Origin of the sequence: Massilia eurypsychrophila (assembly GCF_002760655.1) — a bacterium.
Classification (GTDB): Bacteria; Pseudomonadota; Gammaproteobacteria; order Burkholderiales; family Burkholderiaceae_D; genus JAFCUW01.
Genome location: NZ_PDOC01000001.1, coordinates 26,455 through 52,089, shown reverse-complemented (window position 1 = coordinate 52,089; position 25,635 = coordinate 26,455). Strand labels below are relative to the sequence as shown.

Below are 25,635 nucleotides of genomic sequence, written 5' to 3'. Positions count from 1 at the left end.
GATTGGGTCGATTGGCTCGTGGCAAGCCGGTCTCGTCGCGCTCACGTTGAATGGGAAAGCATTGCATTTAGGCATCCTCGTCGAAATTTGATGCAGGTCACAATTTTTCCGCGTTGCTTGTGGAAAACTACAGCGCATTGATATAGACCAAAGCGATTGCCGATGAAGACCGAAATATACCGATCGCGCCCGTCAGTACTCCGAGGCGGCAACGCCTTGCTACGCCGTTGCTGCGCGCTCGCGGCACTCCTGTTGGCAGCGCAGTGTGCCTGGGCCGGGTCGGTGCCAGATCGCATTCGTTCACTGGCCAGCGAATACGCGCAGGCCAGCCGCACCGCCGCGTCGCCTTACGACGAACGCGTTTGGCTCGAACGCTTCTACGGCGCGCGCGACTATGCACCGGCCTGGACAGGTACTGATGCGGCGCAAGCGTACTCGTTGTTGAGCAAAGCCGAGGAACACGGTCTGGCGGCACAGGATTACGATCCGCGGGCGTTGGCTGTGCGCATGCGCGCACACGGTACAGTAGCGGCAGACGAGGCCGCCGACCAGGACGCCGCGCTGACGCTGGCGCTGCTGCGCTACCTGGCCGACTTGCACGCCGGGCGCGTGCGCTCGGACTTTGCGGCGGCGCGCGTGGTCGATCCGGTCAAGTTGCTGCAGCAAGGGCTGGCCGATCGCAATCTGGCAGCGTCGGTCGAGGCGGCCGAGCCGCGCCTGGCGGTCTATCAGCGGCTGAAGGCCGCGCTGGCAGAATATCGCAAGCTCGCTGCACTGCCGAGCGCGGCCGTGCCCGCGATTCCGTCGCCCCGCGCGATCGAGGCCGGCGCCGCGTACGCCGGCGCGCCTGAGCTGGCGGCGCGCCTGGCGCTGCTCGGCGACCTGGCCCCGGAGGCTGTCGCGCCGGGCAGCACCTACAGCGCGGAACTGGCGCAGGCGGTCAAGCGCTTCCAGGAGCGGCATGGTCTCGACCCCGACGGCAAGCTGGGCCGGCAGACGGTGGCGGCGTTGAACGTGCCATTGTCGGCGCGCGTGCGCCAGATTGAGCTGTCGATGGAACGGCTGCGCTGGCTGCCGGACCTGTCGGGCGGGCCGTTCATCGCGGTCAACCTGCCGTCGTTTCGGCTGTGGGCGTTCAAGGCGGCCGGCGCTGCGCCGGTGCTGGCAACGCGCGTCATCGTTGGCAAGGCGGTGCGCACGCAGACCCCATTGTTCATCGGCACGCTGCGCTATATCGAGTTCAATCCGTACTGGAACGTTCCGCCCAGTATCCTGCGTGGCGAAATATTGCCGGCCGTGCTGAAGGACCCGAACTATCTGGTCAAGCACGACATGGAAGTGGCCGGCTCGGGCGCGCAGACGGTCGATGCGGCCACACTTGCCGCGCTACGCGCCGGCAAGATGCGGGTGCGCCAGCGGCCCGGACCGAAGAACGCGCTCGGCGGTATCAAGTTCGGCTTGCCAAATACGATGAACATTTATCTTCACTCGACGCCGGCGCGCGCCTTGTTCGCCCGTTCACGGCGCGACTTCAGCCATGGCTGCATCCGCGTGGAGGATACGGTTACGCTGGCCAACTTCGTCTTGGGCGACCAGGCCGGCTGGACGCCGGAGGTGGTCGCCACGGCGATGGCGCCCGGCCCGAATCGCACGGTGCAACTCAAGGCATCGATGCCGGTGGTGATCTTCTACGCCACGGCCATCATCGATGTCGATGGGCGGCCGCTGTTTCCGGACGACGTCTACCGGCTCGACGGCGCGCTTGAGCGCAGCCTTGCGGCCCGTTCCGCCCGGTCGCTATAAAAAGCCTATACGCCGCCCAGATCCGCAGTCGGGCTTGGCCCGCCACTCGGACGCCAGTTCGGCTAGCCATTCATCGGCGCCGGCGTTGCACCCGAGCAGCGCAAAGCGCTTGCGCACATTGGCAAAGTCACCCGGCGTCAAGCCGTCCATCCCTTCCAGCGCTTGCCGGCATGGCTGCGACAGCGCCGGCTCATTAAGCAGGTCGCCCAGCATGCGCGCCCGTTGCGCGAGGGTGAGCGGCTTGAACTCCAGCCGAAACGTAAAGCGGCGGATCAACGCACTATCCAGACGACTTGCATGATTCGTCGCGCACAGGAAGACGCCGGCGAACGGTTCGAGCTGACGCAGGAATTCGGCGGTGACCGTTTCGGTGCCGCGATGCGCCGCCGCGTCGCGCGCGCCAAGCACGGTCTCGGCCTCGTCGAGGAAAATCACTTGCGACTTCGGATCGCATTCGCTGAACAGGCGGGCGACGTTGCGCTCCGATTCGCCAAACCATTTCACGTTGATGTCGGACGCCGTCAGGTACAGCAGCTCGCGCCCCAGGCTGTCGGCGATCTGGCGCGCCAGCTGCGTCTTGCCGGTGCCGGGCGGTCCGTTCATCAGCACCGTGCCGGCGCCATTGCGCGCGATGGCATCGATTACCTGGGCAGCGGTGAAGGCGCCTTCAAGGTGCAGGTAGCCGGTATCGAAGTGCGTTACCGGCTGCGGCAAAGCGCCGCCGGTGGAAACCTGCAGGACCCGGGCGTGACTGTTCAGATGGGTCATCACCACGCGGTCGTGCGCGCCGGCCTTGCCGTCCGCAAGGTCGACCGCCCGCGCACACTGCGCAATGAGCTGCGGTGAAAAGTCGCGCCGCTGCGCCACCGCGCCGATGGCCGCATCGGAAACGCCGGCCGGCGCCAGCAGGCGCCGTGCAATCTGGCGCCGCACCTGGATGTGCTGTGCGTCGAAGCGCAGGCAGAACGTGAACGGGGCCAGGTCGAGGCCATCTGCCTCGGCGACGATCCATACCGTCGGGTGGACGCTGGTTGGCATCGCGCGGTCGAACCAGGCCTGGCTGCCAATCGCGCCCGGCGCGGTGATGCGCCGCGATCCGCCGGCTGCATCCGGGAACACGCCATCGGCCTCGTCGACCACCAGCAGCGCCGGCGCCGCGGCGCCGAGCAATCGGCCTGCCGCGTGCAGCGCGGTCAGTCGTTGGATGCGCGAGGCGCTGTTGCCTTCGTGGTCCTTGCCTGGCACCTCGTATGCCGGGCACGCGAGCCGGCCGGCGAGGTGGCGGGCAAATGCGCTCTTGCCGGTGCCCGCGGCGCCTACCAGCAGGATGTGGATGCCGGCACTGCGCTGCGCGAGCGCGGTTTCCAGGATCGCATGCACCATGCGTTCCTCTTCTTCAAGGCCGGGCCATTGCAGGGGCGCTTTGGCAGGCCTGGCAACTGGTTCCACCATCGCCAGCAGGAGCGCTTCGGCGCTGGCGCGCGGCTGCTCGAAAAGGCGCCGGCCGAACGCGGACAGCTGCAGCACCTGGCCGAGCGAACGATCGTCCGCCAGCGACGGCGGCAGCAGGCCGGCCTGGCACAGGCGTCCGCCGGGAGCGAGTGCGCTCCGTACCTGCTCCGCGGTGGACCCTGTCGCGGCGGCGAGCGCGCGGTAGACCCGCTGCACCAGGCTGCCGATGTCGAGGCACGACAATCCGCTGGCCGACAGAGCGCAGGCGGCGGCCAGTTCCAGCAGCAGGTACTCGGTGTCGTCCAGGTCGAACAACGCGCGCACCTGGCGCAGGTTGTCGCCAATGCCGAAACCGGCAGCGCCGCGGCCAGCTTCGAGCAATGCGAGAACGGCGCGGTACATCGGCTCCAGCGCTGCCGGCGTGCTCGACAGCTTCTTGCTCAGCCATAGGTGCAAATCATGCGCCGTGCCGGCGGCGGCGGAGTCGAACAGTGCGATCCATTCCGGTCCGTATTCCACCGCGGGCAGGGCGTCGAAATCGGCGCGCGCCGCCATGGCAGCCGGCTGCAACGCACGTCCCAGCTCATCGTGGAATTGGCCGTTGACACTGTCCTGCTCGGCGAGCGAAATTCGGACGGCGGCAATCAGGACGTGCAGGTTGGCGTCGTCTTCACGCTCGCGGGCATCGCGGGAGGTGTGGTTTGGCATAGGGGCAGTGTCGTTGAACATGCATGCATTATTGGCGCGGGTAGCGACAATCTATGTCGCTAAGGATGATGCGCGCACAATCGCCACGCCATGCGTCCGCTGGCGGCGCAGGAACGCCGACAGCGCTTCCCGCGTCGATTCAAACGGCAGCGCCGCGCCAATCGCAATGACGTCGAGCGGCAGCGCGCCGATATCGATCGCAACGACCGGCACCAGGCGATTGTCGACGACGACGAAGCCGATCGCATCGTCGGCTTGCGCGGCCGCACCCAGGGCGAGCGCTATCCATTCGCGCTCGTGGCATGCGGCCGGAGCACGAAAGCGCATCAGGCAGGTGCCGATGCATTGGCGGAATTTGTCCCAGCATGGCGTCAGCAGCTCGGTGCGATGCTGTTCGCCGAAGCGATGGACGGCGCTGACAAAATAATCTTCGCAACACTGATACAGCATTTGCACGATAGCGAGCTGCTGTTCATGCGAGTAGATGGCCGGGAGCAGCTGCATGCTGGCCCCCGCATGCGCGGCTGAAAAGCCGATGGCATAGCCGGGAAGCGACTGCGGCTCGGCGCATTCGAACAGGCGCGCGACGAAGCCGTCGAAGTGGCTGCCGCAGGGATTGAAGTTGAGCAGCGTCGCGCGCCGGAATTGTTCGCGCAGCGGATCGGCCGTCGCGTCTGCCCGCTGATGGAGGAAGGTCTCGACCAGTTCCACGCCGTAGCGAACCAGCGGCCCGTCCCATCCGAGGCGCCAGTCGAGTGCGCGCAGGGCCCGTCTGCGCACGACGGTTTCGACGCCGGCCGCATCGGCAGCGTGAAAAAGACGTCGTGGCACCGGCGCGTCGCCCGGCATCGATTGCTGTGCCCAACCGCTTGACTGGGCTAGTTCCTGCTGTATGAAGTCATCGAGTTCTGGATTGATCATGGCGCTCCGTCGGAATGCTTGCTGTCGACGCACACCTTACGCCTTGAGCCGACAATCCACGTCGCAGGGGCCTGCGTCAGTCGTCGGCGCTATAGATATGCGACATCTTGCCGACCATCTCCCTGATCTGCGCGCGCAGTGATGCCGGCGCCAGCACCTCGACGCCGTCCCCCATCCCCAGCAGCCACCACTGCAGTTCCCTGGTATTGGGCACCGTGGCGGTCAGCTCGAGCCGGCCGTCGTCAAGCTCCACCAGCCGCTGGTTCCTCGACAACGCCGTCTCCTGAAGGTGCTCGCCCGCGCGCCGCGAGAACACTGCCTTGAGCTCCACCGGATCGCCGCTGCGCACGCCCAGGTTACCCGACTCGATGTAGGCATCGATCGAGAAGCCGGCCTGCTTGCGGCTGGCCAGGTACAGCATCTCGGCCGATTGCACGCGGTGCATGGCGAGCGTGCGCACGTCGTCGTAGTCGGCGAACAGGCAGACCAGGTAGATCAGCGGGCCGCGCTGGATCACCGCCAGCGGGTGGACCGCTTCGTAGACGACGGCAGTGGCGGCGTCGCGCTTCTTGTAGGCCAGCCTGAGCTGCCGGTCGCGCATCAGCGCGTCGTACACCACGCGCTGGCATTGCTGGTCCACTTGCGGCGCAATCAGCGGCTGCATCGGGCTGATGGTGCGCACCTTGTCGAGCCACGTGTTGGTTTGCGCATCGGTCTCGATGGCGCGCAGCGCCTGCCCGGCCGACTTGAAATACGGCTGCAGGGCGTCCAGCGTGGCAGGCGGCAGCGCATTGGCCAGGTGCTGTTCGACCAGCGTGAAGGTGAGCGCCTCCGGCACCGACAGGCCGGGCAGGTCGAAGTTGGGCGAGTCATGGTGCCAGCTCCAGCCGAACGGCTTGTCGCGGTCGTCGACCACCAGCGGGAACACCTGCAGCAGCTCCTGCAGGTCGCGCTGCACGGTGCGCCCGGTGACGATGAATTCTTCGATCGCCAGGCGGTCGCGGATGTCCTGCACCGTGATTTTTCGCGGCGCGCGCGGAATCATGTGCAGCATGTGCCATTGCCAAAGGAGGGTGTGCTGATTCGTCGCCATGCGCTGTGTCCGATTTGGTTGCCAAGCGACAATGTAGCAAACATCCGGCATGCCCGGGGCATTTGCGACGTGGTTTGTCGCATTGGTCCCCATGATGGAAGCCTGTACAAAACAGGAGGAACCCATGCTGATCACGATTTCACCCGAGCAGGTCGAGCGCGTGCGCGCGCTGGTGGCGCCAGTCACCGCGGCGCATTTCGACGAGGGCTGCGAGCCGCCCGGCTATTCAATCCACATCTGGTTCGGCGGCCCGTACGGCAACAGCGCCGAGGCGCACTGCGGAAGCCAGGCGGTCGATCTTGGCGAGGTGTGGGTGCAGCAGGACGACTGGAATGCCGCCGATGCGGCGAAGGGCAATGCCGATGAGTGATGGCGAATCGGCGGCACTGTTTAACCTGGGCGCGCTGCACGACGACCCTGATGCGGGCCAGTTCGACCTGGCCGAAGCCTTGCGCTGCTACCGCCTGGCGGCGGCGCGCGGCAACGACATGGCGCAATTCAATCTGGGCGTGATGTATGACCTGGGCCGCGGGGTCGAGCAGGATGCCACGCGGGCCGCGCGCTGGTTCTATTGCGCCGCGCTGCAGGGCAACGCATCGGCGCAGAACAACCTTGGCGTCATGGTCGAGCATGGCGAGCCGGGCGCCGGCCACCTGGTGCGCGCGGCCGAGTGGTACCGGCTGGCGGCCGCACAGGGCAACGCGGAAGCGCAATGCAACCTGGCGGCAATGTACTTGCACGGCCGCGGCGTCGGGCAGGATCACGCGAGGGCGCTGGCGCTGTATTGCGCGTCGGCGCAGCAGGGCAACGGCGAAGCGCAAGCGTGGGTCGATGCCATAGCCGCCTCCCTGAACAATTGACCTTTCCACACGGCAACTTGTCAGTTAATATGGCTTTTTGAACAAACGAAAAAAGGAACGAGCGTGAAAGATCTTCTGGGCGAATTCATCGAACGGCAAGAAGCAATGGCCAACGAAATCGAGAATAGGTTCAAGGAGTATTTTCGGGCGGCCGTCGTGCCGCCGGTCGGCGCCAGCGGTCCCGCACCGGGCGGCAATGGCGTTGTCGCCATCGAAATTGCCTCACCAGGCTGCAGCGCCGACGACGTTTTGGCGCGCATCCGCCTGCTGCCGCGCGGCCCGGGCCTGTACGTCATCATGACCACTTGCGATATTCCTGGCCGCGACGTTTGCACCTTCGCTGTCCGCGACAGCGATGTCAAGGCGATCTACCGCGGCCACTCGTCGAACGTCGGCGATCGCATCATGAGCCACCTCACGAACACCGCCTACATGGCGATGTGCGATGCCATACCGAGCAAGAAGCCGTGGGGCGGATTCATCAAGATCGCGGAAGGAGTCGGCGATGGCGGCATCGACATTACAAGCGTGCCGTACACCACGGGCAAGTGGACCGTTGTCGTTTTCCCAATGGAAGGATCTTCCGAGCCCTTGCGCCGACTTGCCGAAGAAGGTTTTTCGCTTGCATTCGGCACGCCGGTGAGATCGATCAAGGAACCCAAGAACCGTCGCGGCAAACGCTCAAAAATCCCGTCCGCCTCGCCTACCGGTATGTGAACAGGCGCGACAGCAAGTTCACCTTGCGCATCTGCTCCGGGGTGCTGACCCTGGTCGTCACCAGCCCCGGATGCATCACCACCACCGCCAGGCTTTGCGCGCGCGATACGGCAACATTCAGGCGATGCTCGTCGAACAGGAACTCCATGCCGCGCGGCGAGTCGTTGGCGTCGCTGCTGCACATCGACACGAACACGATCGCCGCTTCCTGGCCCTGGAAGCGGTCCACCGTGCCGACCTTGGCGGCGTCGCCGCCGGCCAGCAGCGCGAGCCGTGACCTCAGCTTGTTGACCTGAAAATTGTACGGCGCGACGAACAGCATGTCGTCCCAGCCCACCTGGCGCTCGTTGCCGTGCTTGTCGACCAGTGTGCGCGTCAGCAGTTCGGCGGCGAGCGCGGCGATTGCGTCTGCTTCTTCGTCGCTGGCCTGGCTGTTGCCATCGTGGCGCACCGGCACGATGACGATGCCGGCCTCGCGGTCCAGGGCGCCGGCATAGCCGTCGGGCACGCGCACCACCTGGCGTTCGTTGCCGTCGGCGGCGCGCAGGCGGCCCTCGTAGATGGCGTCGGAAATGAAGCGGTTCACGGCCGGGTGCATGCGCGACGTCGTGTCGAGGAACACGCCGGCGTCTTCGGCGATGGTGGCCTGTTCGCCCATGAAATAATCGAGCGTCGACATGCCGCTTTCGCCGGGGTGGGTGCCCTGGGTCGGCTGGCCCAGCTGCATCTGGTCGCCGATCAGGACGATATTGTCGGCGGCATGGCTCATGCCCACCAGGTTGGCGACGCTGACCTGGCCGGCTTCATCGACGAACAGGTAGTCGAACTGCTTCTCCAGCTCGGCGCGGCAAAATCCCCACGCGGTGGTGCCGGCCACGCAGCCGGGCTGGAGCCATTCGGCCAGCGATTTATTGTCGAGCACGGCCACGCCCAGTTCGTCGAGGACGGCGTCGGTATGCTTCGTGCAGGCGAACGCGGCGGCGATGCCTTGCTTGCGGCACACCTCGGCCGTGCGGATCAGCAGGTTGTTGATCGCCTTGTGGCTGTTGCTGCTGATCCCTACCTTCTTCCCTTGTCGCATCAGCTCGGCGATGACGTGCGAGGCGGTGTAGGTCTTGCCGGTGCCGGGAGGCCCCTGGATCGTCAAGCAGGTTTGCTGCAGCCCGGACACGGCTGCAATGATGCCGGCCAGGCGCTCGGCGCTGCTGCGGCCGGTGACGATCGGCTGGCCGGGCGCGATGCCGGCAATGCGTGGCGCCCGGCGCTGCAGGAAGTCGACGATCGCCGACGTGCCGGCGCCGCCGTCGAGCCAGGCTTGCGCCACGCGCTCGATGGCGCCGGGAATCGGAACGGGGTTGACGAATTCGTTGGGAATGAGCGTGATGTGCGCCGTCGGCTCGGTCCTGGTCTTGAGCAGCACCTGGCCGGCGGTCGAGTCGATCGACACCACCGTGACCTGGGCGTCGGGTGCCTCCAGGACGTAGTAATTGCCCGACAGCCCTTTGCACTCCTGGTTCGGATCGAAACGGTATTCGTAGGTGAAGTTGCGCTCGCCCGGCTTGGACTTGAACGGCGCGCGGTCGGTGCGCCGGCAGCCGGCGATGCAGTCGAGGTCGTCGAACAGTTCGCTCTCGGTGTTGCCCAGCCGGTCGAACAGGCGCCAGAACATCGGCTTGTTTTCGCGCCGGTGAAATTCGAGCAGCCAGGCCAGGGTTTCCGCCAGCGGTACGCCGGCAGCGCCGGCATCGCGTTCGCGCGCGGCCATCGCCAGCAGGTCGGCGTGCAGCGGCGGCGGCTCGATGTGCGCTTTCGGCGCGGCGTCTTCCTCATGTGCGGCGGTCGGCTCGTAAGCGATGCCGTTGGCCTGCTGCTGTTCGCGCAGCCAGTCGACCAGCTCCTGGGTCGAGTCGCAATCGTCCTTGTTGTAGTCGCGGATGTCGGACAGGCTCTTGTCCTGTTTCCACGCGTCCGGCGGCGGCGTGCGGCCGGCGTTGTCGAGCGCGAACTGGCTGCGCCAGGCGTCGTAGACGACGACCGAATCGCCGCCGTTGGCCACCTCCGTGTTGCGCTTGGGCCGGTACAGGTGCTCGACGTTCTTGATCGAATAGCGCGGCTCGCCCAGCAGCAGGCAGCCCTTGACGACCTTGTACAGGTCGACGAACACCTCGTTGCGCAGCAGCTGGTCGACTTCCATTTCGCAGATGCCGTGCCGGCCCATCAGCTTTCGGCAGGCGGTGATTTCGTAGCTGGCGTAGTGGTAGATGTGCATGGCCGGATCGCGCAGCCAGCGCGCGTAGGCCCACGCGATGAAATCGGCGAAACACTGCTTTTCCTGCGCGGCGTCGTGCGCCCAGAAATCAATGAACCGGCGCTGGCCGTCGTCGTCGAAATAGGTGCTGCCCCACAGGTATTCGAGACCACCCTTTTCCAGCGGGAAGCCTTCGATATCAAAGAAGATATCCAGCGCCGACGGCGGCGGCAGCAGTTCGAGTCCCTGGCCGGGGGCGCGCAATATGTCGAACCGCGGCCGCTCCAGATTGGCGCTGGAGCACTGGATCGCGGCCTGCGCGCGCAGCCTGGCGAGCACCGGCGGATTGATGCCCTTGATGGCCGAGCCCAGCGGCAGAGCGGCCAGTTGCCGCATCGTGGCGATCCCGGCGGCGTTGAGCTTGCCGATCTGGCTCTTGCGGATATTCGCCACCTGGATCAGGTGGTCGCGCTCGAGCAGCAGGCCGTTGGCATAATCGGACCAGCGTCCCCACGCATTGGAATCGGCCGGGTCGGGCTGTGCAGCGCTGTCGAAGCGCGCCTGCGATTGCAGGAACTCGGCCTTGATGCACTGATAATAGGACAGGTAGTCGCTGGTCTTGAACGGCTGGTCGTCGCCATTGCCGAGCGCCACGGTCAGCGTCTCCGGCAGGCGCTGCTGCATCGGCGCCAGCATGTCGGCGTAGCAGCACATCTGCAGCAGGTAGGCCGGCTTGACGGCGGACGACAGCTTGGTGTCCCATACGACGTAATGCCAGTCGCCCAGCGCCGACTCGCCCGCCACCTTGACGAGGAAATCGGCGACGCCGGCAAACGGCGCCAGCTCAAGATAAGCCTGGTAGATGATGTCGGCGCCTGCATGCAGGGCGGCGCGGGTGGCGGCGGCGCGTTCCTCGCGCGACCCGCCGGCCGGGATGACGTGGACGCTTTTTCCGGCGGCGCGAAACAGTGCCAGCCTGGCCGTCTCGTGCGCCAGGCCGCGCTCGGCCAGCAAGGTCATCAGGCCATCCGGCGCGTCCGCCGCCGGCACGCGGTCGCGGTGCTCGAGCGCAAAGCGCGCCATCCAGCTGGCAAACGGGCTGTCGACAAAGGTCGTCAGGTCGGTCGGGGAATACACAATGGCGGCGCCATTTTTCTGCATGTTGTTTTCCTGGTCGGGAGTCCGGCTGTAGGCGTAGCCCGTGCGGTCGGTTTGTTAAAGTATCTCATGGGCAATTTTTCGGCGCAAGGCGGCCCCTGCCTTCTCTAGTATTCATTACAGCCTGCCGACCAGCCAGTCGGCAATTTGGCTGACACGGATGAAAATCTGGAAAGGCAGGGTGAGAAAAAACAGCAGCAGGTCGCCGGTGCGGTCACTGAGCCAGTGGCTGATGATCACGATCCTTTTCTCGGCCGCGGAGCCGTCGAACAGCAACGCCATCGGCAGCGCGACGAGCCAGGTCCACAGGAACCAGAAGACGGCAAGTGCGGGAAACAAGGCAACGATGACGGCGACGGCGTAGCGCGCGTACCAGGCGATAAGCGTGAACAATCCAAAGGTCAGCAGCCAGGCGCCGAGGTAAAGCAGCGCATGCAGAAAGATGGTCATCGCGTCCTTGCGCTCGTGGTGGGTCGACCACTGTAGCGCGCCGTCCGACAGGCTGTGTCGCAATGGCGAATCGCGAGCAAGCGGCGGGCTGCCTACTCCGCTGGACCGGCTTGCTCGCGCAGCCGCGCCGGCCACAGGAAGCTCGGCAGCGACTGGCGCACTTCATCGTCGGTCTGGTCCGGCACGGCGCGCAGGTCCAGCGCCCACTCGCGCACGACTTTGCCGGCTGCTATGTCGAGACAGAGTTCGTCGTCCCAGAATGGCTGCGGCGGGTAGCCGGTGTAGCGCCGGCGGCCGCGCGAGGCGCGTAGTATTCCGCTGAACCACGTCGCGTCGATCGGGTGCTGGGCGTGCGGAAACAGCGCGAGAGCGTCGGCCGCCTGCGCGCTGAGCCTTGCCAGGCACAGGACGCGGTCATGCCCGCGGTGCTGGATCTCCCACTCGGCGTAATAGCCGTTCGAACAGCTCGGCCAGCCACGAAGGAATGGGCGCGACGGCAGCGACGCCAGGTAGGCATCGAGCGGAAAGCAATCGATCGAAAAGCGCGTACCGCCAACGTGCAGCGGTTCGGCAGAATCCATGGTCATGGCGCTTCGCTCCAGTTGTCAGGCATCTGGCCGCGGCACGCCGTGTCGCAGCAGAAGCGCAACCATCTCGGCGCGTTGGGCGACCAGGTCGGATTCGTCCGAGTAGAGGTCATACGGGCGCGACGTCCGTGCAGTACGCAAGGCCAGTTCGCCGGCGCCTTGCAGGTCGGCGCCGGCCGCCAGCAGCATCTCGACGGTTGCCGCGTCGAGCGAGGCGACGCCGGCAATCAATGCCGTGTCGTCGTCTGCATGCAAGTTTGCGCCATGCGCGAGCAACCAGCCGAGGGCGTCGACGGCCATGTCCCTGGCGGCGGCTGCCAACGCCGCGGCGCCATCGGCGCGGATGTTCGCGCCCTCGGCCAGCAGAAACTCGAGCATGGCCGTGTTATCGGCCGCCGCGGCTGACGGCAGCGCCGCAGTCAGCATCTCGGCGCGGTCAAGGCCGCCATCCAGCAACGCCAGCAGGATGCGCTGGTAGTCGGCATCGGTGCGCTCGGGTGTCAGGTGGCCGGCCTCGTGCAGGAAACGCGTGTGCACACCCATTGCGGGCGTGCGCAACGCGGCATACTCGTCCGCGCGTGGATCGGCGCCGTGCCGCAACGCCAGGCGTACGCCGTCATCTTGCGCATTCCGGCAGGCCGTCTCGAGGAATTTGTTCCAGAACGCGGCGCGCCAGTCGTCCGGGCGGGTGCCATCATGGCTGAACGTTTCGCGCAGACCTGCCATGCGTCCGGCAACGAAGGCGCCCAGCCAGGCGTCGCTGGTCGTGACCGGCAAGCGCGGGCCGTTGGCCATGACGGCGTCGGCGACCGCGTCCGGCCATGCGGTGTCGAATTCGTCGATGTGTTCGCTCAGCAGTCCGACGGCGAGTCGGAAATCAAAATCGAAGGCGGACCCGTTGGCCAGCACGGCGGCGAGCTTCAGGTGCGGCGCCAGCGTGGATGTGGCGAGGAAGCAAAGCATGGCGTCCTGATAGCGGGGCATGTTGTGCATCGGCGTCATGTGGTGCTGTTCGAGCAGCCCCTGCCATTGCTGGCGGATCTCGTCCAGGGTAGTGCATCGTTGGAGCGGAAGATGCCACAGCAGGTTGTCCATGGTTCGGTTCAGGGGTAAAAGGTGAAAGTGAAAAGCCTGGCGACGGCCGCTAACCATAGTATATATTGGCGTCAGGAAATACTCTTCCCTATGTTTTGTTCGCCAGGAAAACGTAATATGGTCCCACAACTAAAAAGCCGCCGCGGGCTGACGCTCAATGGCATCGCCTGCCAGATCGTCAATGCGATTTTGCTGTGGGAACGGGGCGTGCCGGACAATCACAAGTACGGCACCCGCAATGATTGCCACCTCGTCATCAACCGGCTGATTCGGGAATATCATGACCGGCTGGAAGTTGAACGACGCATTGCGCCAGCCCAGTACACACCGAAAGCGCTGGCGGCGAAGGCGAGGAAAGAACGGCTCGTCAAGGAGCATGCAGTGCCGGTCGCCTGCATCATGCGGGAACTGATTGATCGCCAGTGCAAGGCGGCAAATGGCGACATGGACGCGCTGGTGCCGAAGGTGCACGAGATCTTGCTGTCCACAGCGAGGCGCACTTACATAGCGCAGGAAGAAAACCAGGCGCTCCGCGGCTATGAAGACAGGATGCCTGAAGGCCATGAAGTCTACCCATGGCAAAACATCTGGATCAGGCATGAACAGGCGGGCATTCCCCTAGTTCACCTGCAGGCGACCGCGCCGATTTAAGAGGCAATGCCGTCGGGCAGGGCCGGACGGCATGTAGTGGCGACTATGCGGCGCGCAGTCTTGCGCCTATCCTCTAATCAAGGCATCCGCATGGTCCGTGGCGGTCACCCCCAACAAGTGCAGGGCCATCTTGAGCTTTTGAATCTCGGATTCGAAGTGCAATATTCCGCGCACGCCTTCCATCCTGACGATGTTTCCATTGGTCAGCTCCATGGCGCGTAACGCATTCCGGACAGCCGCAATAAGGATCGCGTCGCGCTCAGCAAGAACAACAAACTCTTTTCCGTCCATCGACTACTCCGGGCAATTGGTCATAAGTTAGCTCAACAGTTGCGTGTGAGCGGGCTATTCCACTTTTCGGCGAAATTAGAAAAGCGAACAGGCGCCACTTTAATTGCGCTTGCCCTACGCACAATTGAAGTCTTACAACCCCTTACACGGCGGTGAATTTGCTTACATGCCAGAGAACATATGCCGTTGAGGTGGCGACAGCACAGGTTTGCTCGACAGCATTGGATTGAGCTGAAAGTCCCGCGCCTGCGCTCACGGACTACGACGTCACTGAAGGCGGATGGCGGTGTCGAATGCCCAGGTGCGGCGGATTTCGATCACGTCGTAATGGCGAGAAATGGCTGGCGTGAAGGCAGGATAGGGCGCCTGGCTGGCCACCACCCTCCGAATCGCCGCGTCGATGGCGGGCACCCCGCTCGACACGTCGAACGTCACTTTCTCGACAGAACCGTCGGCGCGCACGGCCACCGTCACCATCGGCCGCGCGTGCGGCTGTTTCACAACGTCGCGCACGATGTCGAATGTCTGATTGAGCTCGATCTTGCGGCTCATCGCTTCGGCGTACAGGACCAGATCGTTGTTCGGATCGGCGCGCCCCAGCAGCCATCCGCGGCGCAGGCCGCTTATCGTCGGCAGCAGCGAGCGCGTGGGATCCGCCGCGGCGTTGCGCTGGGCCGATTCCGCGTTGAGCTGCTTGCCGATCGCCCGCAGCCGCTCCGCGCGGCTTGCTTCCTGCTCGGTCCGTTCGCGCTGGGCCAAGTCCTGGCGCGCCCGCTCTTGTCGCGCTGCTTCTTGCTTAGCTGCGTCTTGGCGCGCCGCCTCCTGCGCGACCGTGTCTTGCCGTGCCCGCTCTTGTCGCGCAGCTTCCTGTTTTGACGCTTCCTGCCGCGCCGTTGCCTGAGCTATTGCGTCTTGTCGTGTGCGCTCCTGTCGCGCTGCTTCTTGTTTCGCTGCGTCCTGGCGCGCCGCTTCCTGCGCAATGGCCTCTTGCCGTGTCGCCGCCTGCTTTGCTGCGTCGCGCCGAGCCGCTTCTTGTTTGATGGTGTCTTGTCGCGCGGTTTCCAGCTGGGTCTGCCGAGCCGCTTCTAGCTGAGCCAGCTTTGCCTGTTCTTGTCGTGCGGCTTCTTTCTGACTGGCTTCATGCCGTGCGGTGTCAGCGCGTTCCAGTTCCTGTCGCGCGGCGGCTGCCTGCTGAGTCTTTTCGTCCTGCTTTGCCCGCTCCTGTCGTAGTGCCTCCTGACGCAGAGCCGCTTGCCGGCCCAGCTCCTGGCGCTCGCTCTCAACTCGCGCCGCTTCGCTTCTGGCGGTTTGCTCGGCGCGTGCGGTGTCTTGCCGTAGCTGTTCCTGCCGTGCCGCTTCCCGCTGCGTGGCGGCAGCTAGTGCCGTCTGTCGTGCCCGCTCCGCGGTCTGCTTCTCCTGCTCGATCCTGGTCTGATCGAGCGCGCGCGCCTGTGTCTCCTGGTCGATCTGCTTGCGTGCCGCGGCTTCCTTGTCGCTGGCTGCGGGCATTTCGATGACCTGGGTTGGCAGGGTTGGCGCAGGTGCGGCTGTGACTGCTTTCGCCGGCGGCGTTTCTGGCGCAGTGGGCACGATCACGCTGGTGCGTTTCGGCGCCGTGATTGCCGGTTCCGCGGGCGGCGCGGTTATCGTTGCCGGCGTCAACGCGATCACGTCGCTCTGGCTGGCGACAGGTGTTGGCTCGGGCAATGCCGGCAGACTGCTCGCGGCTACGGGCGGGGTCACTGCCGCGGTCGCCGGCGTGGCCATCGTTGCCGGCGCAGTATCCGTTGGCGCCGATGGCGTCACAATGGGCTGCGTCGCTGCCAGGCGAATTTGCAAGTCATTTGCCGTCAGGCGCCGTTCTTTCCACGGTAAGTTCAGACCCGGCATCCCGAACGACTGGCCGCCGATAACGACGCTCAACAGCAGCGCGTGAACCAGCAAGGAGACGACCAGCGCAGCGTTGAACCGCAAGGGAACCCGCTGAAGGAACGATGGGACGAACGAGTGAATCGGTGGCTGATAAGTTAGAAAAGTCATGTGTGCGTGCAGGCTGCTGGTCCGATTTCTGTGCGACTACATATCTACCAACATCTGCCAATCCATCGGGTCTGCCGTTTGGCCATGTTTACGATTATCACTATTCTAAGATCATACAGCGGTCTGATCGGCAGTCAGCGTTTTCCTTGGGCCGGGGCCTGCTCCCCGGTCACTCGTTCGCGTATTTTCATCTAGCACACGCCGGCGAGCGGTCGCGGTATGCTCTACGTAAAACCCGGGAGAACACATGCATCCAACAAACATTGTCTTGCTCGAATTTCATCAGGAGCACGATAACCTCGCGCCAAACAAGGAACTGCGCGACGGCCTTTCCGTAGTCTTGCAAATGGGCCGCAACCTGTGGCTTGCAAACGATGAGACCGTCAGCCTCGAACGCTTGACCCTGATGGACAAGGACAGCACCGGTCGAAGCAGTTCAACGCATGGGCACAAGCAGTTCGCCTTGCACGACTTTTTGCCGCTGCCGCTACCGCCCCACGGCGCTACGCCGGATGAAATCAACGAGGCCGATATTGAGGGCTTGGCCTTCGACGGCAATTACCTGTGGCTAACCGGCTCGCATAGCCTTAAACGTAAACAGCCCCGACCGGACGACGGCGTGAAAAAGGCACACAAGCGGCTATGCTCCGTTAGCGCGGACGGCAATCGATATCTGTTAGCGCGCATTCCCGTCATCGAGCAGGATGGCGAATACACCCTCGTAAAGGAAGAAGGAAAGAAAGCCAAGATGCGGACAGCAGCAATGCTTCGCACAGACGAACACGGTAACGACTTGACGGCGCTCCTTCGGGCTGACGAGCATTTTGGTCCTTTCTTGTCAATCCCAGGCAAGGACAACGGCTTTGACATCGAAGGTATCGCTGTCGTGGGAAAGCATTTACTTCTGGGACTGCGTGGTCCGGTCTTGCGGGGATGGGCGGCAATTATTGAAGTGGCGCTGGTCGACGATACAGAACCCGGCTGGATGCGGCTGGCGCCGGTGAGCGATGACGGCAAGATGATGCGCAAGCATTTCTTGAATTTGGATGGGCTTGGCGTTCGTGACCTGTGCGTGCAAGGTGAGGACATACTGATCCTTGCCGGCCCGACGATGGATCTGGATGGCCCGGTGTATATTTATCGCTGGGTGGGTGGCGCCACACCGACCAAAGATACGGTCGTGCCTTCAGACTGTCTGGAACGGGTCTTGGTACTGCCTTACGGTCAGGGCGTCGACCATCCTGAAGGAATCTCGCTGTTCTGCGATAAGGCCGGCGCCGGTGATGAATTGTTGGTGGTATACGATGCAGCTTCGCCTGCCCGGCAGATCGGTGACAGCACAGTCTTGGCTGACGTTTTCTCGCTGCCAGTGCGCAAGAAGCGCGGAGGCGTCTGATCCCTCCTCCGGCGGCCTCGCGCCCAGAAAATTCGGTTAAGGTGAACGCCTAGCGCCAGTCCTTGCGGACATGAACCATGCAACCCATCGTACGAAGCCTGCTTGGAAACTGATGCGCTGTAATGGGCAGCCGGTGGCCAAGCTGTCGGATTCGCCTGGCAAGACGGTGTCGACGGAAACGACGTACCTGGCGTACCTGAGGCAGGTGTTCAGCCTGCCCTCAATCTGACACACAAACCGGGCAGCACGCGATCACAACCACACCGCTTCATGCTCCAGCGCCAGGCCTTGCCCGGACATCGCCTGGCACAGCGCCTCCACGGCGGGCGGCATGCCGAGGGTAGCGAGCCGGGCAATGGCGGCGGCGTAATCCTTGTGCGTGTTTTGCCACACCCGGTTGCTGCCGTATTGCCGCAGGCGATCCGCCCAGTCCGGCATGAGCCAGAATTCCACCGGCGCCAGCGACTTCTCGCGCAAGCGCGCGTAGTTGAGCAAGCCGACACCGTCGTAGTCGGGAAAGAACACGAAGCGCTCGCCGCGCGCGCGCTGCGCCGTCCATTCCAGCAGCAGCCGGCTCAACTGCCCGCCGTAGTACACGATCGAGCCATGCGCATCGGCCGGCAGCCAGTCCAGGCGATCGAACAAGGCCTGGTTTTCCACCAGCCAGATGGGCGCGTCGCTGTGCCAGCCGTCCTCCACCTCGATGGCGATGGCGGCGGCGCCGCATAGCGACGTGCCGGCCGAAATGTCGGCAATGGCGCCGTCGCCGCGCTGCCACGTCACGCCCGGCCCGATTGCTTTCAGCAGCAGGTAGCCGGCGCGGTGGGTGTGGCCGCGCCCTTTGCTGTCGCGCATCCTGGCGATGTTGTTGGCGCGCGCCGGCAAGCTGGCGTCGAGCGCGGCGATCGCCGTCGGCCGCAGCGCGGTCAGGTGCACGCGCGCCAGCGCCGCGTCGGTCACCAGGTAGCTGGCGCCGCGCCCTTGCGTGATCAGGCGCACGGTGCCGGTTTGGCGCGCAAAGCGGTCCAGCTCGCGGCGCTGCGCCACCGTGAACAGGCTCGCCGCGCACGGCGCCGCAACGTTCAGCAGCTTGTCGAGCGCGTCGGCCAGCGCGCGGCTCATGGTGCCGGCTCGCCCAGCGGCTCGAGCAATTGCCAGTGCTGGCGGCTGATGTGGTTGTACCCGTCCTGGCTGCTGATCGGCACGCAATAGCGGGCCGTCACCAGCGGCGCCGGCGAGGCGAAGATCAGCGCGAAGCCGAAGTCGTCGGCTGTTTCGATCAGGCTGCGCTGGTTTTTCTGGTCGAGCGCCGACGCCTCGTCGAGGTAACACACCGCCTGCACGCGGTGGCGCTTGTCCTGCATCAGGTGCAGCAGCGCCAGCCCGGTGATCAGCTTGGCCATGAGCACGGTGCCGTTCGAGGCGGCGCTGTCGATGTCGGTAAACGATTCGGTGGCGCGGCCGGCCTTGCCGACAATGAACTCGAGGCGGAACAGGTGTTCCACGCGCAGGCAGCCGCGCGCTTCGCCCTCGCCGATCAGCACCTGCTTGGCGCGGTTCAGGGCGTCGTCGTCGAGCACGCTGGCGTGATTGAACAGGGAGAACGATTCGCCGTCGTCGACCTGCTCGGCCTTGCCGATCAACAGTTCGATGGCGTCGACCAGCACCAGTTCGTCAACCGGTTCGATCTTGAAGACGGCCAGGTCGGACAGCTGGCGCCGGCTGATGAGGCGGTTGAAGTCGCGCATGCGGCTCTTGAAGGTGAGCAAGCCGTCGCGCAGTTCGCGCAGGCACGCGGTGACGTTGACCACAGCGCTGCGCGCCTTGCGCTCGAGCGCTTCGGCCTCTTGCGGCAGGTGGGCGGCGAAGGCGATCATGCGGTCGATTTCCAGCTCCTCGCCACCCATGTAACTGAACTTGGTCAGGCCGCCGGCGTGCAGTTGGGCGACCTGGTGCGGCAACTGGTCGTTAAGCTGCAGCAGCCGGCGACAATCGTTGCTGTAGCTTTCCAACTGCTCGGGCAGTTGCTCGAGGGCGAATCCCGGCGCGCCGGTCCATGCTTGCTGCGGCAGCTCGGCCAGGTAGGAAAACACCGATGCAGTGTCGCCGCGGCGCTCGCGCCGTTGGACGATTTCCTTATGGGCGGTGCGCAGGCTGGCGAGCTGACGCAGGCTCTGCGCTTCCAGCTCGCGCTGGTGCTGGACGGCGTTGTTCGCCTGTGCCTGTTCGGCCTCGATCGCGTCGATGTCCGCCGACACCTCGGCCAGCTGCGCTGCGCGCTGCGCCGCCGACAGCGTCAGTGCGCCCAGTTCGTCGAACAGGTCGAGCTCGCGTTCGATTTGCCGAACCGCTTGCTCGAACTGCTGCTTGCGGGCGCGGGCGGCGTCCAGCGCGCGCGCCGCCTCGCCCTGCCGTAGCAGGTCGTCGATCTGCTGATCGAGTTCGCCGATGCGCAAGGCGATGTCGGCGGGCGTGCGCTGGCTGTGCTGCGCGTCGAGCGTGCCGAGCGCCAGGGCGATGCCGGGCAGGGCGATGCGGCCGCCGTCGATCAGGCGGTCGAGCCCGGCGCGCAAGGCGGGCATTTGCTGCGCATCGATCGCGAACTGGTCCGCCCCCAAGGTCATGACCTGGCGCGCCAGCAGCACGTTGAGCGCGGCGAGCTGGTCGGCGCTGACGGTTGCCTGCAGGCGCAGGTACAGGTTGTCGGCCAGGCTCGCCTGTTCGCGCTGCAAGCCGGCCCGTTCCTGCTCGGCGCTGCGGCGCTCGCGCTCGATCGCGTCCACGCTGCGCGTGCTGGCCTGTTGCACCAGCGCGATCTGCGACTCGAGCGCCTGGCGCGCTTCGGCGTGGCGCGCTTCGAGCGTGCGGCGCTCGGGCAGCAAGGCGAACTGCTGCGCCAGTTCGGCGTGCCGGGCGGCGACCTGTTGCAATTCCTGCCGGCGCTGGCGCTTCAGCAAGCGTTGCTCGGTCAGTTCCAGTTCGCGCGCGCGCAGGCGCTGCTGTTCGCGCGCGCAGCCGGCGATGCTTTCCTGCAGGCGCGCTTCACTGTCTGCGACGTGGCGGTCCCAGTCGGCCAGCGCGGCGTCGATCAGCGGCCGGTTGTGGACCAGCTTGCCGCGCAGGACGAGCCGCTCGCCGGCATCGCGCTCCAGCGCGGCGATGTCGCCCTGGTGCGCCAGCGCTGCCTGGTACTGCGCGCGGTCGGCATTGACGTCGGCAAACGCCTTGTCCCACTCGGCCTTGAAATCGATGTTGGCGTCGGGCAGGTCGCGCCGGAAGATGCTCAACAGGTAATCCTTGACCTCGCCCGAACGCAGCCGGTCGAGCCGCAAGGTGCGCGTGAGCACGCGCTGGAATGCCTCGGCCAGGCTGGCATGCTCGAGCTTGAAGATGGTGAAGTCCGGCTCGTGGTCCTGGCGCTTCTTGCGGCTGCCGTAGATGGCGTCGGAGAATTCGCCGGACGAATAGCTGAACACCAGTTTGTTGCGGGTGGCCAGGTGCGCTTTCAGCTGCGGCTGGGTCACGACGCTGCCGTTGGGCAGCCGAAAGTCCTCCATGTCGAGCTGGCCCTTGTAGGCGAAGTAGTCGTAATCGTGGCTGACTCCCTTGCCCACGCAGCCGAGCACGACCGTGCCAGTGGTCGGCAGGGCCACTTCCAGCAGGATGTAGGCGCTGTTGTTGGGGAAATAGAAGCGGCGGCTCTTTTCGATGTCGTGGGCGCCGAAATCCATGCGCCGCTTGTCGACGATGAGCAAAAATTGCAGCGCGTTGATCAGGCTGGTCTTGCCGGTGTTGTTCGGCGCGATCAGCGACACGGCCGCGTCGAGCGGCAGTTCGGCGCGTTGATAGCCGGCGCTGCCGAGCATGACCAGGCGCTGGAAGCCGTATTGCATCATGGCGCTTCCCCTTGCGGCGCGGCCAGCGCGATCGATTCGCCGGCGAGATCGGCGTTGCCGGCCAGTTCTTCGAACCGGTCGAGATAGCGAAACACCGCCGGCAGCAGGCGCCAGGCGCCGTTGGCGGCGTCGGCAAAGCCGTAGCGCACCGCCGTGTCGAGCAATTGCTGCAATGCGTCGAGCTCGGCGAGGCCCTCGGCGTCGAGCAGCGCGCGATTCTTGTCGAGCAGCGCCGCGAGCAATGGGCGGTCGATGCGCCACTCGACGAAACGGCCGAGGTGCTGGCCGGCATCGGCCTGCTGTTCGAAAATGAGCATGAACAACAGCGCCAGCTGGCGCGTCGCCTTCGATACGGTGCCGCTCGCTTCGGCGGTCTGGAACCAGGCGTAGCCGCGGCCGTCGATGCGCAGTTCGTAGCCGAGCGCGCCGAACACCCGTTCGTACTGGGCTGCCTCGCGCTCGAGTTCGGCCCACAGGACCGGCTCGGCCAGGCGGTTGACGTGGCGTCCGGCGTTGAGCATGGCGAACAGATCCTTGAGGCGGGTCAGCTTGTCGAGGGCGATCGGAGCAGGGGGCGAGTTAGGATTCATGCGGCTTCGATGGCGTGCGGATACAGGGTGACCCGCACGGTGTTGAGGGGAACGCTGCTGGCGACGCCGCTCTGGACGGCCTGCCAGTCATTGCGCGCGATCAGTTCGTGGTACAGGCGCAGCAAGGTGGCGTCGTTCAGGTGCGGGTAATGGGCGCGCAGCCAGTCGAGCAGGTTGGCGACCGGCATGGCGGCGCGCAGGTTGGCCGTCAGGGCTTGCTCGTCGACCAGATCGAGCGCCGGCATGGCGCCGGCCGCGCGCTCTTCGGGGAAGCCCACCAGCACGGGCGCGTAGGCGCGCGCTTCGCTCATGATGGTCAGCACCTCGGCGCCGACCGATACGCTGCGCGACATCTCGCGCCGCCACAAGGGAAGGTCGGACACCGGCAAGCTGCGGTTCAGGCCACGCTTGCGCACCCGGCCGAGCAATGCGCTGATGGCCGCCGACAGCACGTTGTGCTGGCGCACTTCCTCGCGCAGCGGCAACAGCGTATCGCTGCAGTGCTTGAGCACCTCGCGGCCGAGCCGGCGCAATTCCTTGGCCTGGTAAGCGACATGGCGCAACGCCAGCCGCTGGGTGTACAGCGCGCCTTGCACCGTCAGCACATCGACGGCGTTGTCGAGCGCATGCTCGGCCTGTTCGAGGTGACGGTAGAAGGTGCCGCCGGGGCCGCTGTCCATCATCGCCGCCATCGGCGCGACGTAGTTGTCGTAGGCGTCGAGCACTTCGCGGTAGCGGCGCGCGATCGGCATGTCGGTCTGCTGCGCCTTGGCGCGCTCGGCCAGCTCGAGGATCGCGTGGCGGTCGCCGTCGAGCTGCTGGCTGATCTGGCGGAACAGCTCGGACAACTTGTTGGCCGACTGGCGCAGCAAGTCCATGTCGCGTCCCTGCACGCCTTCGTTGAGCTTGCGGGTGGCGTCGGTGATGGCGTTGATGCGCGAACCGAGCACCGCCGACAAGCCAAGCTCGTGCTCGCGCGTCAGCCCGCGGACGAATTCGAGCACATAGGTGTTGAGCTGGTACGACTGGCCGCGCGGCTGGGCCTGGAGGATGTCGGCATTGACCAGATGGCGCAGCGTCTGCTGCTGCTGGTCGGGCGAGGCGGCGGGCGCCAGGCGCGCGACGACCGCCAGCACGTGCTCCGCTTCAAAGCTCGGCATCTCGCGCGACAGTTGGGCCAGCCACTCGACGGTGTCCCAGTGGTCGTACAGAGCGGACACCAGCGATTTGGGAGTAGCCAATTATGTGCTCGGGTTGATCGTCGGGCTGACGGAGAGGGTGGGGCGACTGTGCGCAGTATACGGCAGTTGCGCTGGCCGCGCCTATGCCAGGATGCCGTAGCCCAGCAGACGCGCCGCCGTGCGAAATTTCGCTTCCTGATCGAGGCGGACGACGAGGTGGCGCTGGCCGGCGCGCATGCACAGGCGGGCGGTGTCCTTGTGCGCGGCGAGCAGGTCGGCGGTGTCGGCGTCGACGCATTCGATCAGCAAGCTTGGCGCCAGCACTTTCATCGCCTTGCCGCGCTTGTCGCAGGTGCGCATGAAAGCTTCCACCTGCGCCGGCAGCGGCTGGCTGTCGCGCGCTCGCAGGAAGGCGGCGAGCTGCGCCACGTCGTGACCGCGTTCGATCGCCGCGATGGCTGTCTCGCGGTCGAGGCGCCAGTTGAGGGCGTCCTGTTCGAGCGCCCAGTTGTCGAGCATGAGGCGGTCGTCGGCCGACAAGGCGCCCTGCGTAACCTTGATTTGCAGGCTCGCCTGCACCGCCAGCGTGCAGCTCGCTGCCGCGGCCACCGGCGTATAGCTGGCGCTGGCCCCCAGGCAATACGCGCCGAGCGGGGTCAGGCGGAAATACATCAGGCCGTCGTAACGCGACAAGAAAGTCATGTCCTCGGTGCCCCACAAGTGGCCACAACCGCGGGCGTTGCGCGGGGTGCGGTAGGCAACGTCGATCATGCCGAGCGTGGCGCAATATTCGAACAGCACACACAGCAGGTAGCGCAGCTGCAATGCGTCCCAGCTGTAGGCGCCGGCGTAGGCCAGGGGGCCATAGTTCGGGTCGCAGACGTAGAGATTCCAGATGTCGTCGCTGATCTTGAGGGGAATGCCTTCTGCGCGCATATGGCGTGACCACTCGTCGACGCTGATCCAGGTGTCGACCGGGCAGCCCCGCAACGCAGCGCCGACGATGGCGCGGCGTGGCGCGGTCGCGCTCATGCGGCCCTTGCCCTTTTGTCCCTTGATCTCATCGATGCGGCTGAATTCATCGAACAGCGTGGATGTCAGCCATGTGCGCCAGATGTCACGCACGACGTCGGCTGGCGCGGCATGCACCGCCTTCAGGCCGGCCGCCGTCAGGCCCAGCTTGGTGCCGGTTGGCTGCGCCAGCCCACCGGCTTGCATCAGCAGCGGCCAGGCCATCGCCTTGATCGGACCGATCGATTGCTCCCATTCGTTGCGGGGAGCGAAACTACACCGATGCGCGGTCCTTCTTTGATGAAATGGACAAAGAGGAATGATCCGACAAGTCATCATTCTGAACGTCGCCAAGGCCGACTTCCGAGAAATCAGGACACATGTGAAGTCTCATTTCGGCGACGCAGTCTGGAACGAGGTCAATCAGGAATTGAAGGCCACGATCGACAGCATTGCTTTGAACGCCGAAGCTGGCAAAGAAGCCGAGGAGCTGAAGGAGTTAGGACAAGGGAACTTCAGAACAAGCCTGGTGAGGCAGACCAGAATAGTCTACGAATACGACGACAAGGAAGTTTTGGTCCACATGTTCATTCATACCAAACGAGACTTCCGAGCCCAGTTAATGCGGCGGCTGTTTAGCGTATAGGGGCTGTGATGGGCTGGAAGTCGATCCGCGAAGTTCTTGTGGTCAAGGAGAGGCTGCGTAGATGCAGCGGTTGTGTGATGAAGGAGTGCGGCCCTTACCTGGGGACACTCCGCCTTGTGCCTGAAAGGGCGACGGTGAGAGCCGGAGTGGGGTCTCAGCAGAGGTCATGGTATCAGTTGGCGAAAATCTTCAGTAACGCCACTGCCGGGGAGGCAGATCCGATCCTTCGGTTTGTTTGGGCCGCCTCGAGGACTTCAACAAGTTCATCGTACTTATCGGCTTGTCGATCGTTCAAGTTAGTCATATTCATGCTCCACCGCGGAAACGTCCGGAAGTTTGCCGGCTCGTTGTAGAGTATCCGCGAATTTTTGTGCCGCGGATCGAGTTCGATTTTCTTGTAGAGCTTGTCGAGAGTCGACGCTGGACCTTCCAATACTTGCAAGAACCAACCGCCGTTGTAAAACAAGCTACCGGTTACGTCGAGTGGTCCATTGTTGGTCTTTGCCTTTTCTTGGATCGCGGAAAGATCGGCTGGAGACATCTTACGGACTGCTTGGCTTATGTACACAAGTTGATTAATTGGCATTGCATCATCCTCATTTTTGCGTGAAAACTGATTTGATAGGAGTCAGGTTGTCGTGATGTTGTCCTGGACAAATAGTACAGCAAGGCAAGACATGATGCAAAGAAACATTTGACAATTGCGTCGACGAGCGACAATGGTGTTTGTGGCAACTCGTGTTAGCGCCGACGCCAAATTGCCATCCGGAGGCGATGGCGCACGACGATGTGGCGCTGCTTCGGTGCCTTTGGCGTCGTCGCGCGGCCCAAGCCGGTCGAA

22 protein-coding genes and 1 pseudogene are annotated in these 25,635 nt (G+C 64.7%); 8 read left to right on the top strand and 15 right to left on the bottom strand.

Translation table 11 applies throughout. The features are described from left to right. Nucleotides 1–282 precede the first annotated feature (282 nt). Nucleotides 283–1,803, top strand: a complete 1,521-nt coding sequence (locus tag CR105_RS00250; RefSeq protein ID WP_099786431.1) for a L,D-transpeptidase family protein — start codon at nucleotides 283–285, stop codon at nucleotides 1,801–1,803. Here the strand turns inward: CR105_RS00250 and CR105_RS00245 are convergent. From CR105_RS00245 to CR105_RS00235, 3 genes are all read right to left on the bottom strand, one after another. After that, nucleotides 1,798–3,963, bottom strand: coding sequence for an AAA family ATPase (locus CR105_RS00245; RefSeq protein ID WP_180288044.1), 2,166 nt, complete (start codon nucleotides 3,961–3,963; stop codon nucleotides 1,798–1,800). The two genes, CR105_RS00250 and CR105_RS00245, sit on opposite strands and share 6 nt — an antisense overlap. Before the next feature lie 51 nt (nucleotides 3,964–4,014). Further along, complete coding sequence (locus CR105_RS00240; protein ID WP_131021618.1) at nucleotides 4,015–4,884, bottom strand: hypothetical protein; 870 nt, start codon at nucleotides 4,882–4,884, stop codon at nucleotides 4,015–4,017. A 76-nt stretch (nucleotides 4,885–4,960) separates the two neighbouring features. Beyond that, the gene (locus CR105_RS00235) at nucleotides 4,961–5,977 is read right to left on the bottom strand and encodes a helix-turn-helix transcriptional regulator (RefSeq protein ID WP_099786428.1); all 1,017 of its coding nucleotides are present in this window, start codon (nucleotides 5,975–5,977) and stop codon (nucleotides 4,961–4,963) included. A 124-nt stretch (nucleotides 5,978–6,101) separates the two neighbouring features. Between CR105_RS00235 and CR105_RS00230 the strand changes: the two genes are divergently transcribed. From CR105_RS00230 to CR105_RS00220, 3 genes are all read left to right on the top strand, one after another. Continuing rightward, nucleotides 6,102–6,347, top strand: coding sequence for a hypothetical protein (locus CR105_RS00230; RefSeq protein WP_099786427.1), 246 nt, complete (start codon nucleotides 6,102–6,104; stop codon nucleotides 6,345–6,347). Then, nucleotides 6,334–6,837, top strand: coding sequence for a tetratricopeptide repeat protein (locus CR105_RS00225; RefSeq protein ID WP_180288043.1), 504 nt, complete (start codon nucleotides 6,334–6,336; stop codon nucleotides 6,835–6,837). Before CR105_RS00230 ends, CR105_RS00225 begins: the two co-directional genes overlap by 14 nt. Nucleotides 6,838–6,942: 105 nt before the next feature. Beyond that, complete coding sequence (locus CR105_RS00220; protein WP_131021617.1) at nucleotides 6,943–7,554, top strand: hypothetical protein; 612 nt, start codon at nucleotides 6,943–6,945, stop codon at nucleotides 7,552–7,554. Here CR105_RS00220 and CR105_RS00215 read toward each other — a convergent pair. The 4 genes from CR105_RS00215 to CR105_RS00200 form a co-directional block, all read right to left on the bottom strand. Continuing rightward, nucleotides 7,541–10,963: a TM0106 family RecB-like putative nuclease gene (locus tag CR105_RS00215; protein WP_099786424.1), complete on the bottom strand. Its 3,423-nt coding sequence runs from the start codon at nucleotides 10,961–10,963 to the stop codon at nucleotides 7,541–7,543. The two genes, CR105_RS00220 and CR105_RS00215, sit on opposite strands and share 14 nt — an antisense overlap. Before the next feature lie 114 nt (nucleotides 10,964–11,077). After that, a complete protein-coding gene (locus CR105_RS00210) occupies nucleotides 11,078–11,473 on the bottom strand; it encodes a hypothetical protein (RefSeq protein ID WP_099786423.1) in 396 nt (131 codons plus the stop codon). A gap of 29 nt (nucleotides 11,474–11,502) precedes the next feature. Next, nucleotides 11,503–11,997, bottom strand: coding sequence for a hypothetical protein (locus tag CR105_RS00205; protein ID WP_099786422.1), 495 nt, complete (start codon nucleotides 11,995–11,997; stop codon nucleotides 11,503–11,505). A gap of 18 nt (nucleotides 11,998–12,015) precedes the next feature. After that, on the bottom strand, nucleotides 12,016–13,092 hold the full coding sequence (locus tag CR105_RS00200) for an ankyrin repeat domain-containing protein (RefSeq protein ID WP_099786421.1): 1,077 nt from the start codon (nucleotides 13,090–13,092) through the stop codon (nucleotides 12,016–12,018). Between the two features lie 117 nt (nucleotides 13,093–13,209). Here CR105_RS00200 and CR105_RS00195 point away from each other — a divergent pair, with 117 nt between their 5' ends. Further along, nucleotides 13,210–13,743 (top strand): hypothetical protein, encoded by a 534-nt coding sequence (locus CR105_RS00195; protein WP_099786420.1) that lies wholly within the window; start codon nucleotides 13,210–13,212, stop codon nucleotides 13,741–13,743. Nucleotides 13,744–13,809: 66 nt separating this feature from the next. Here CR105_RS00195 and CR105_RS00190 read toward each other — a convergent pair whose 3' ends face one another. Next, the gene (locus CR105_RS00190) at nucleotides 13,810–14,034 is read right to left on the bottom strand and encodes a hypothetical protein (RefSeq protein WP_099786419.1); all 225 of its coding nucleotides are present in this window, start codon (nucleotides 14,032–14,034) and stop codon (nucleotides 13,810–13,812) included. Between the two features lie 267 nt (nucleotides 14,035–14,301). Next, nucleotides 14,302–16,074 carry a TonB C-terminal domain-containing protein gene (locus CR105_RS00185; RefSeq protein ID WP_131021616.1) on the bottom strand — a complete coding sequence of 591 codons (1,773 nt, stop codon included), beginning with the start codon at nucleotides 16,072–16,074 and terminating at the stop codon, nucleotides 14,302–14,304. Between the two features lie 247 nt (nucleotides 16,075–16,321). Between CR105_RS00185 and CR105_RS00175 the strand changes: the two genes are divergently transcribed. After that, nucleotides 16,322–17,470 carry a DUF3616 domain-containing protein gene (locus tag CR105_RS00175; protein ID WP_099786416.1) on the top strand — a complete coding sequence of 383 codons (1,149 nt, stop codon included), beginning with the start codon at nucleotides 16,322–16,324 and terminating at the stop codon, nucleotides 17,468–17,470. A gap of 106 nt (nucleotides 17,471–17,576) precedes the next feature. Further along, nucleotides 17,577–17,699: pseudogene (locus CR105_RS00170) on the top strand (nicotinate phosphoribosyltransferase); the annotation flags it as partial. A 23-nt stretch (nucleotides 17,700–17,722) separates the two neighbouring features. Here CR105_RS00170 and CR105_RS00165 read toward each other — a convergent pair. The 5 genes from CR105_RS00165 to CR105_RS00145 form a co-directional block, all read right to left on the bottom strand. Further along, nucleotides 17,723–18,592 carry a hypothetical protein gene (locus CR105_RS00165; protein WP_099786415.1) on the bottom strand — a complete coding sequence of 290 codons (870 nt, stop codon included), beginning with the start codon at nucleotides 18,590–18,592 and terminating at the stop codon, nucleotides 17,723–17,725. Then, a complete protein-coding gene (locus CR105_RS00160) occupies nucleotides 18,589–21,366 on the bottom strand; it encodes an Mks condensin complex protein MksF (protein WP_229413514.1) in 2,778 nt (925 codons plus the stop codon). The genes CR105_RS00165 and CR105_RS00160 overlap by 4 nt, the downstream gene beginning before the upstream one ends. Then, a complete protein-coding gene (locus tag CR105_RS00155; RefSeq protein ID WP_099786414.1) occupies nucleotides 21,363–21,956 on the bottom strand; it encodes a condensin complex protein MksE in 594 nt (197 codons plus the stop codon). The genes CR105_RS00160 and CR105_RS00155 overlap by 4 nt, the downstream gene beginning before the upstream one ends. Continuing rightward, entirely contained in the window at nucleotides 21,953–23,197 is a 1,245-nt protein-coding gene (locus CR105_RS00150) for an MksB family condensin complex protein (RefSeq protein WP_099786413.1), read from the bottom strand. The genes CR105_RS00155 and CR105_RS00150 overlap by 4 nt, the downstream gene beginning before the upstream one ends. 81 nt (nucleotides 23,198–23,278) lie before the next feature. Further along, nucleotides 23,279–24,373 carry a hypothetical protein gene (locus CR105_RS00145; RefSeq protein WP_099786412.1) on the bottom strand — a complete coding sequence of 365 codons (1,095 nt, stop codon included), beginning with the start codon at nucleotides 24,371–24,373 and terminating at the stop codon, nucleotides 23,279–23,281. Nucleotides 24,374–24,467: 94 nt separating this feature from the next. On the opposite strand from CR105_RS00145, the gene CR105_RS00140 reads away from it, so the two are divergent. Next, a complete protein-coding gene (locus CR105_RS00140; protein WP_099786411.1) occupies nucleotides 24,468–24,794 on the top strand; it encodes a type II toxin-antitoxin system RelE/ParE family toxin in 327 nt (108 codons plus the stop codon). Between the two features lie 172 nt (nucleotides 24,795–24,966). Here the strand turns inward: CR105_RS00140 and CR105_RS00135 are convergent, their stop codons facing one another. Next, nucleotides 24,967–25,380: a BLUF domain-containing protein gene (locus tag CR105_RS00135; protein ID WP_099786410.1), complete on the bottom strand. Its 414-nt coding sequence runs from the start codon at nucleotides 25,378–25,380 to the stop codon at nucleotides 24,967–24,969. Nucleotides 25,381–25,635 lie beyond the last annotated feature (255 nt).

Excerpts from the sequence above, each read along its gene's own strand:
- CR105_RS00245 (WP_180288044.1), bottom strand. The coding sequence starts at position 3,963 with ATGCCAAACCACACCTCCCGCGATGCCCGCGAGCGTGAAGACGACGCC.
- CR105_RS00240 (WP_131021618.1), bottom strand. The coding sequence starts at position 4,884 with ATGATCAATCCAGAACTCGATGACTTCATACAGCAGGAACTAGCCCAG.
- CR105_RS00235 (WP_099786428.1), bottom strand. The coding sequence starts at position 5,977 with ATGGCGACGAATCAGCACACCCTCCTTTGGCAATGGCACATGCTGCAC.
- CR105_RS00230 (WP_099786427.1), top strand. The coding sequence starts at position 6,102 with ATGCTGATCACGATTTCACCCGAGCAGGTCGAGCGCGTGCGCGCGCTG.
- CR105_RS00225 (WP_180288043.1), top strand. The coding sequence starts at position 6,334 with ATGCCGATGAGTGATGGCGAATCGGCGGCACTGTTTAACCTGGGCGCG.
- CR105_RS00220 (WP_131021617.1), top strand. The coding sequence starts at position 6,943 with ATGGCCAACGAAATCGAGAATAGGTTCAAGGAGTATTTTCGGGCGGCC.
- CR105_RS00215 (WP_099786424.1), bottom strand. The coding sequence starts at position 10,963 with ATGCAGAAAAATGGCGCCGCCATTGTGTATTCCCCGACCGACCTGACG.
- CR105_RS00205 (WP_099786422.1), bottom strand. The coding sequence starts at position 11,997 with ATGACCATGGATTCTGCCGAACCGCTGCACGTTGGCGGTACGCGCTTT.
- CR105_RS00200 (WP_099786421.1), bottom strand. The coding sequence starts at position 13,092 with ATGGACAACCTGCTGTGGCATCTTCCGCTCCAACGATGCACTACCCTG.
- CR105_RS00195 (WP_099786420.1), top strand. The coding sequence starts at position 13,210 with ATGGTCCCACAACTAAAAAGCCGCCGCGGGCTGACGCTCAATGGCATC.
- CR105_RS00190 (WP_099786419.1), bottom strand. The coding sequence starts at position 14,034 with ATGGACGGAAAAGAGTTTGTTGTTCTTGCTGAGCGCGACGCGATCCTT.
- CR105_RS00185 (WP_131021616.1), bottom strand. The coding sequence starts at position 16,074 with ATGACTTTTCTAACTTATCAGCCACCGATTCACTCGTTCGTCCCATCG.
- CR105_RS00175 (WP_099786416.1), top strand. The coding sequence starts at position 16,322 with ATGCATCCAACAAACATTGTCTTGCTCGAATTTCATCAGGAGCACGAT.
- CR105_RS00165 (WP_099786415.1), bottom strand. The coding sequence starts at position 18,592 with ATGAGCCGCGCGCTGGCCGACGCGCTCGACAAGCTGCTGAACGTTGCG.
- CR105_RS00160 (WP_229413514.1), bottom strand. The coding sequence starts at position 21,366 with ATGATGCAATACGGCTTCCAGCGCCTGGTCATGCTCGGCAGCGCCGGC.
- CR105_RS00155 (WP_099786414.1), bottom strand. The coding sequence starts at position 21,956 with ATGAATCCTAACTCGCCCCCTGCTCCGATCGCCCTCGACAAGCTGACC.
- CR105_RS00145 (WP_099786412.1), bottom strand. The coding sequence starts at position 24,373 with ATGGCCTGGCCGCTGCTGATGCAAGCCGGTGGGCTGGCGCAGCCAACC.
- CR105_RS00140 (WP_099786411.1), top strand. The coding sequence starts at position 24,468 with ATGATCCGACAAGTCATCATTCTGAACGTCGCCAAGGCCGACTTCCGA.
- CR105_RS00135 (WP_099786410.1), bottom strand. The coding sequence starts at position 25,380 with ATGCCAATTAATCAACTTGTGTACATAAGCCAAGCAGTCCGTAAGATG.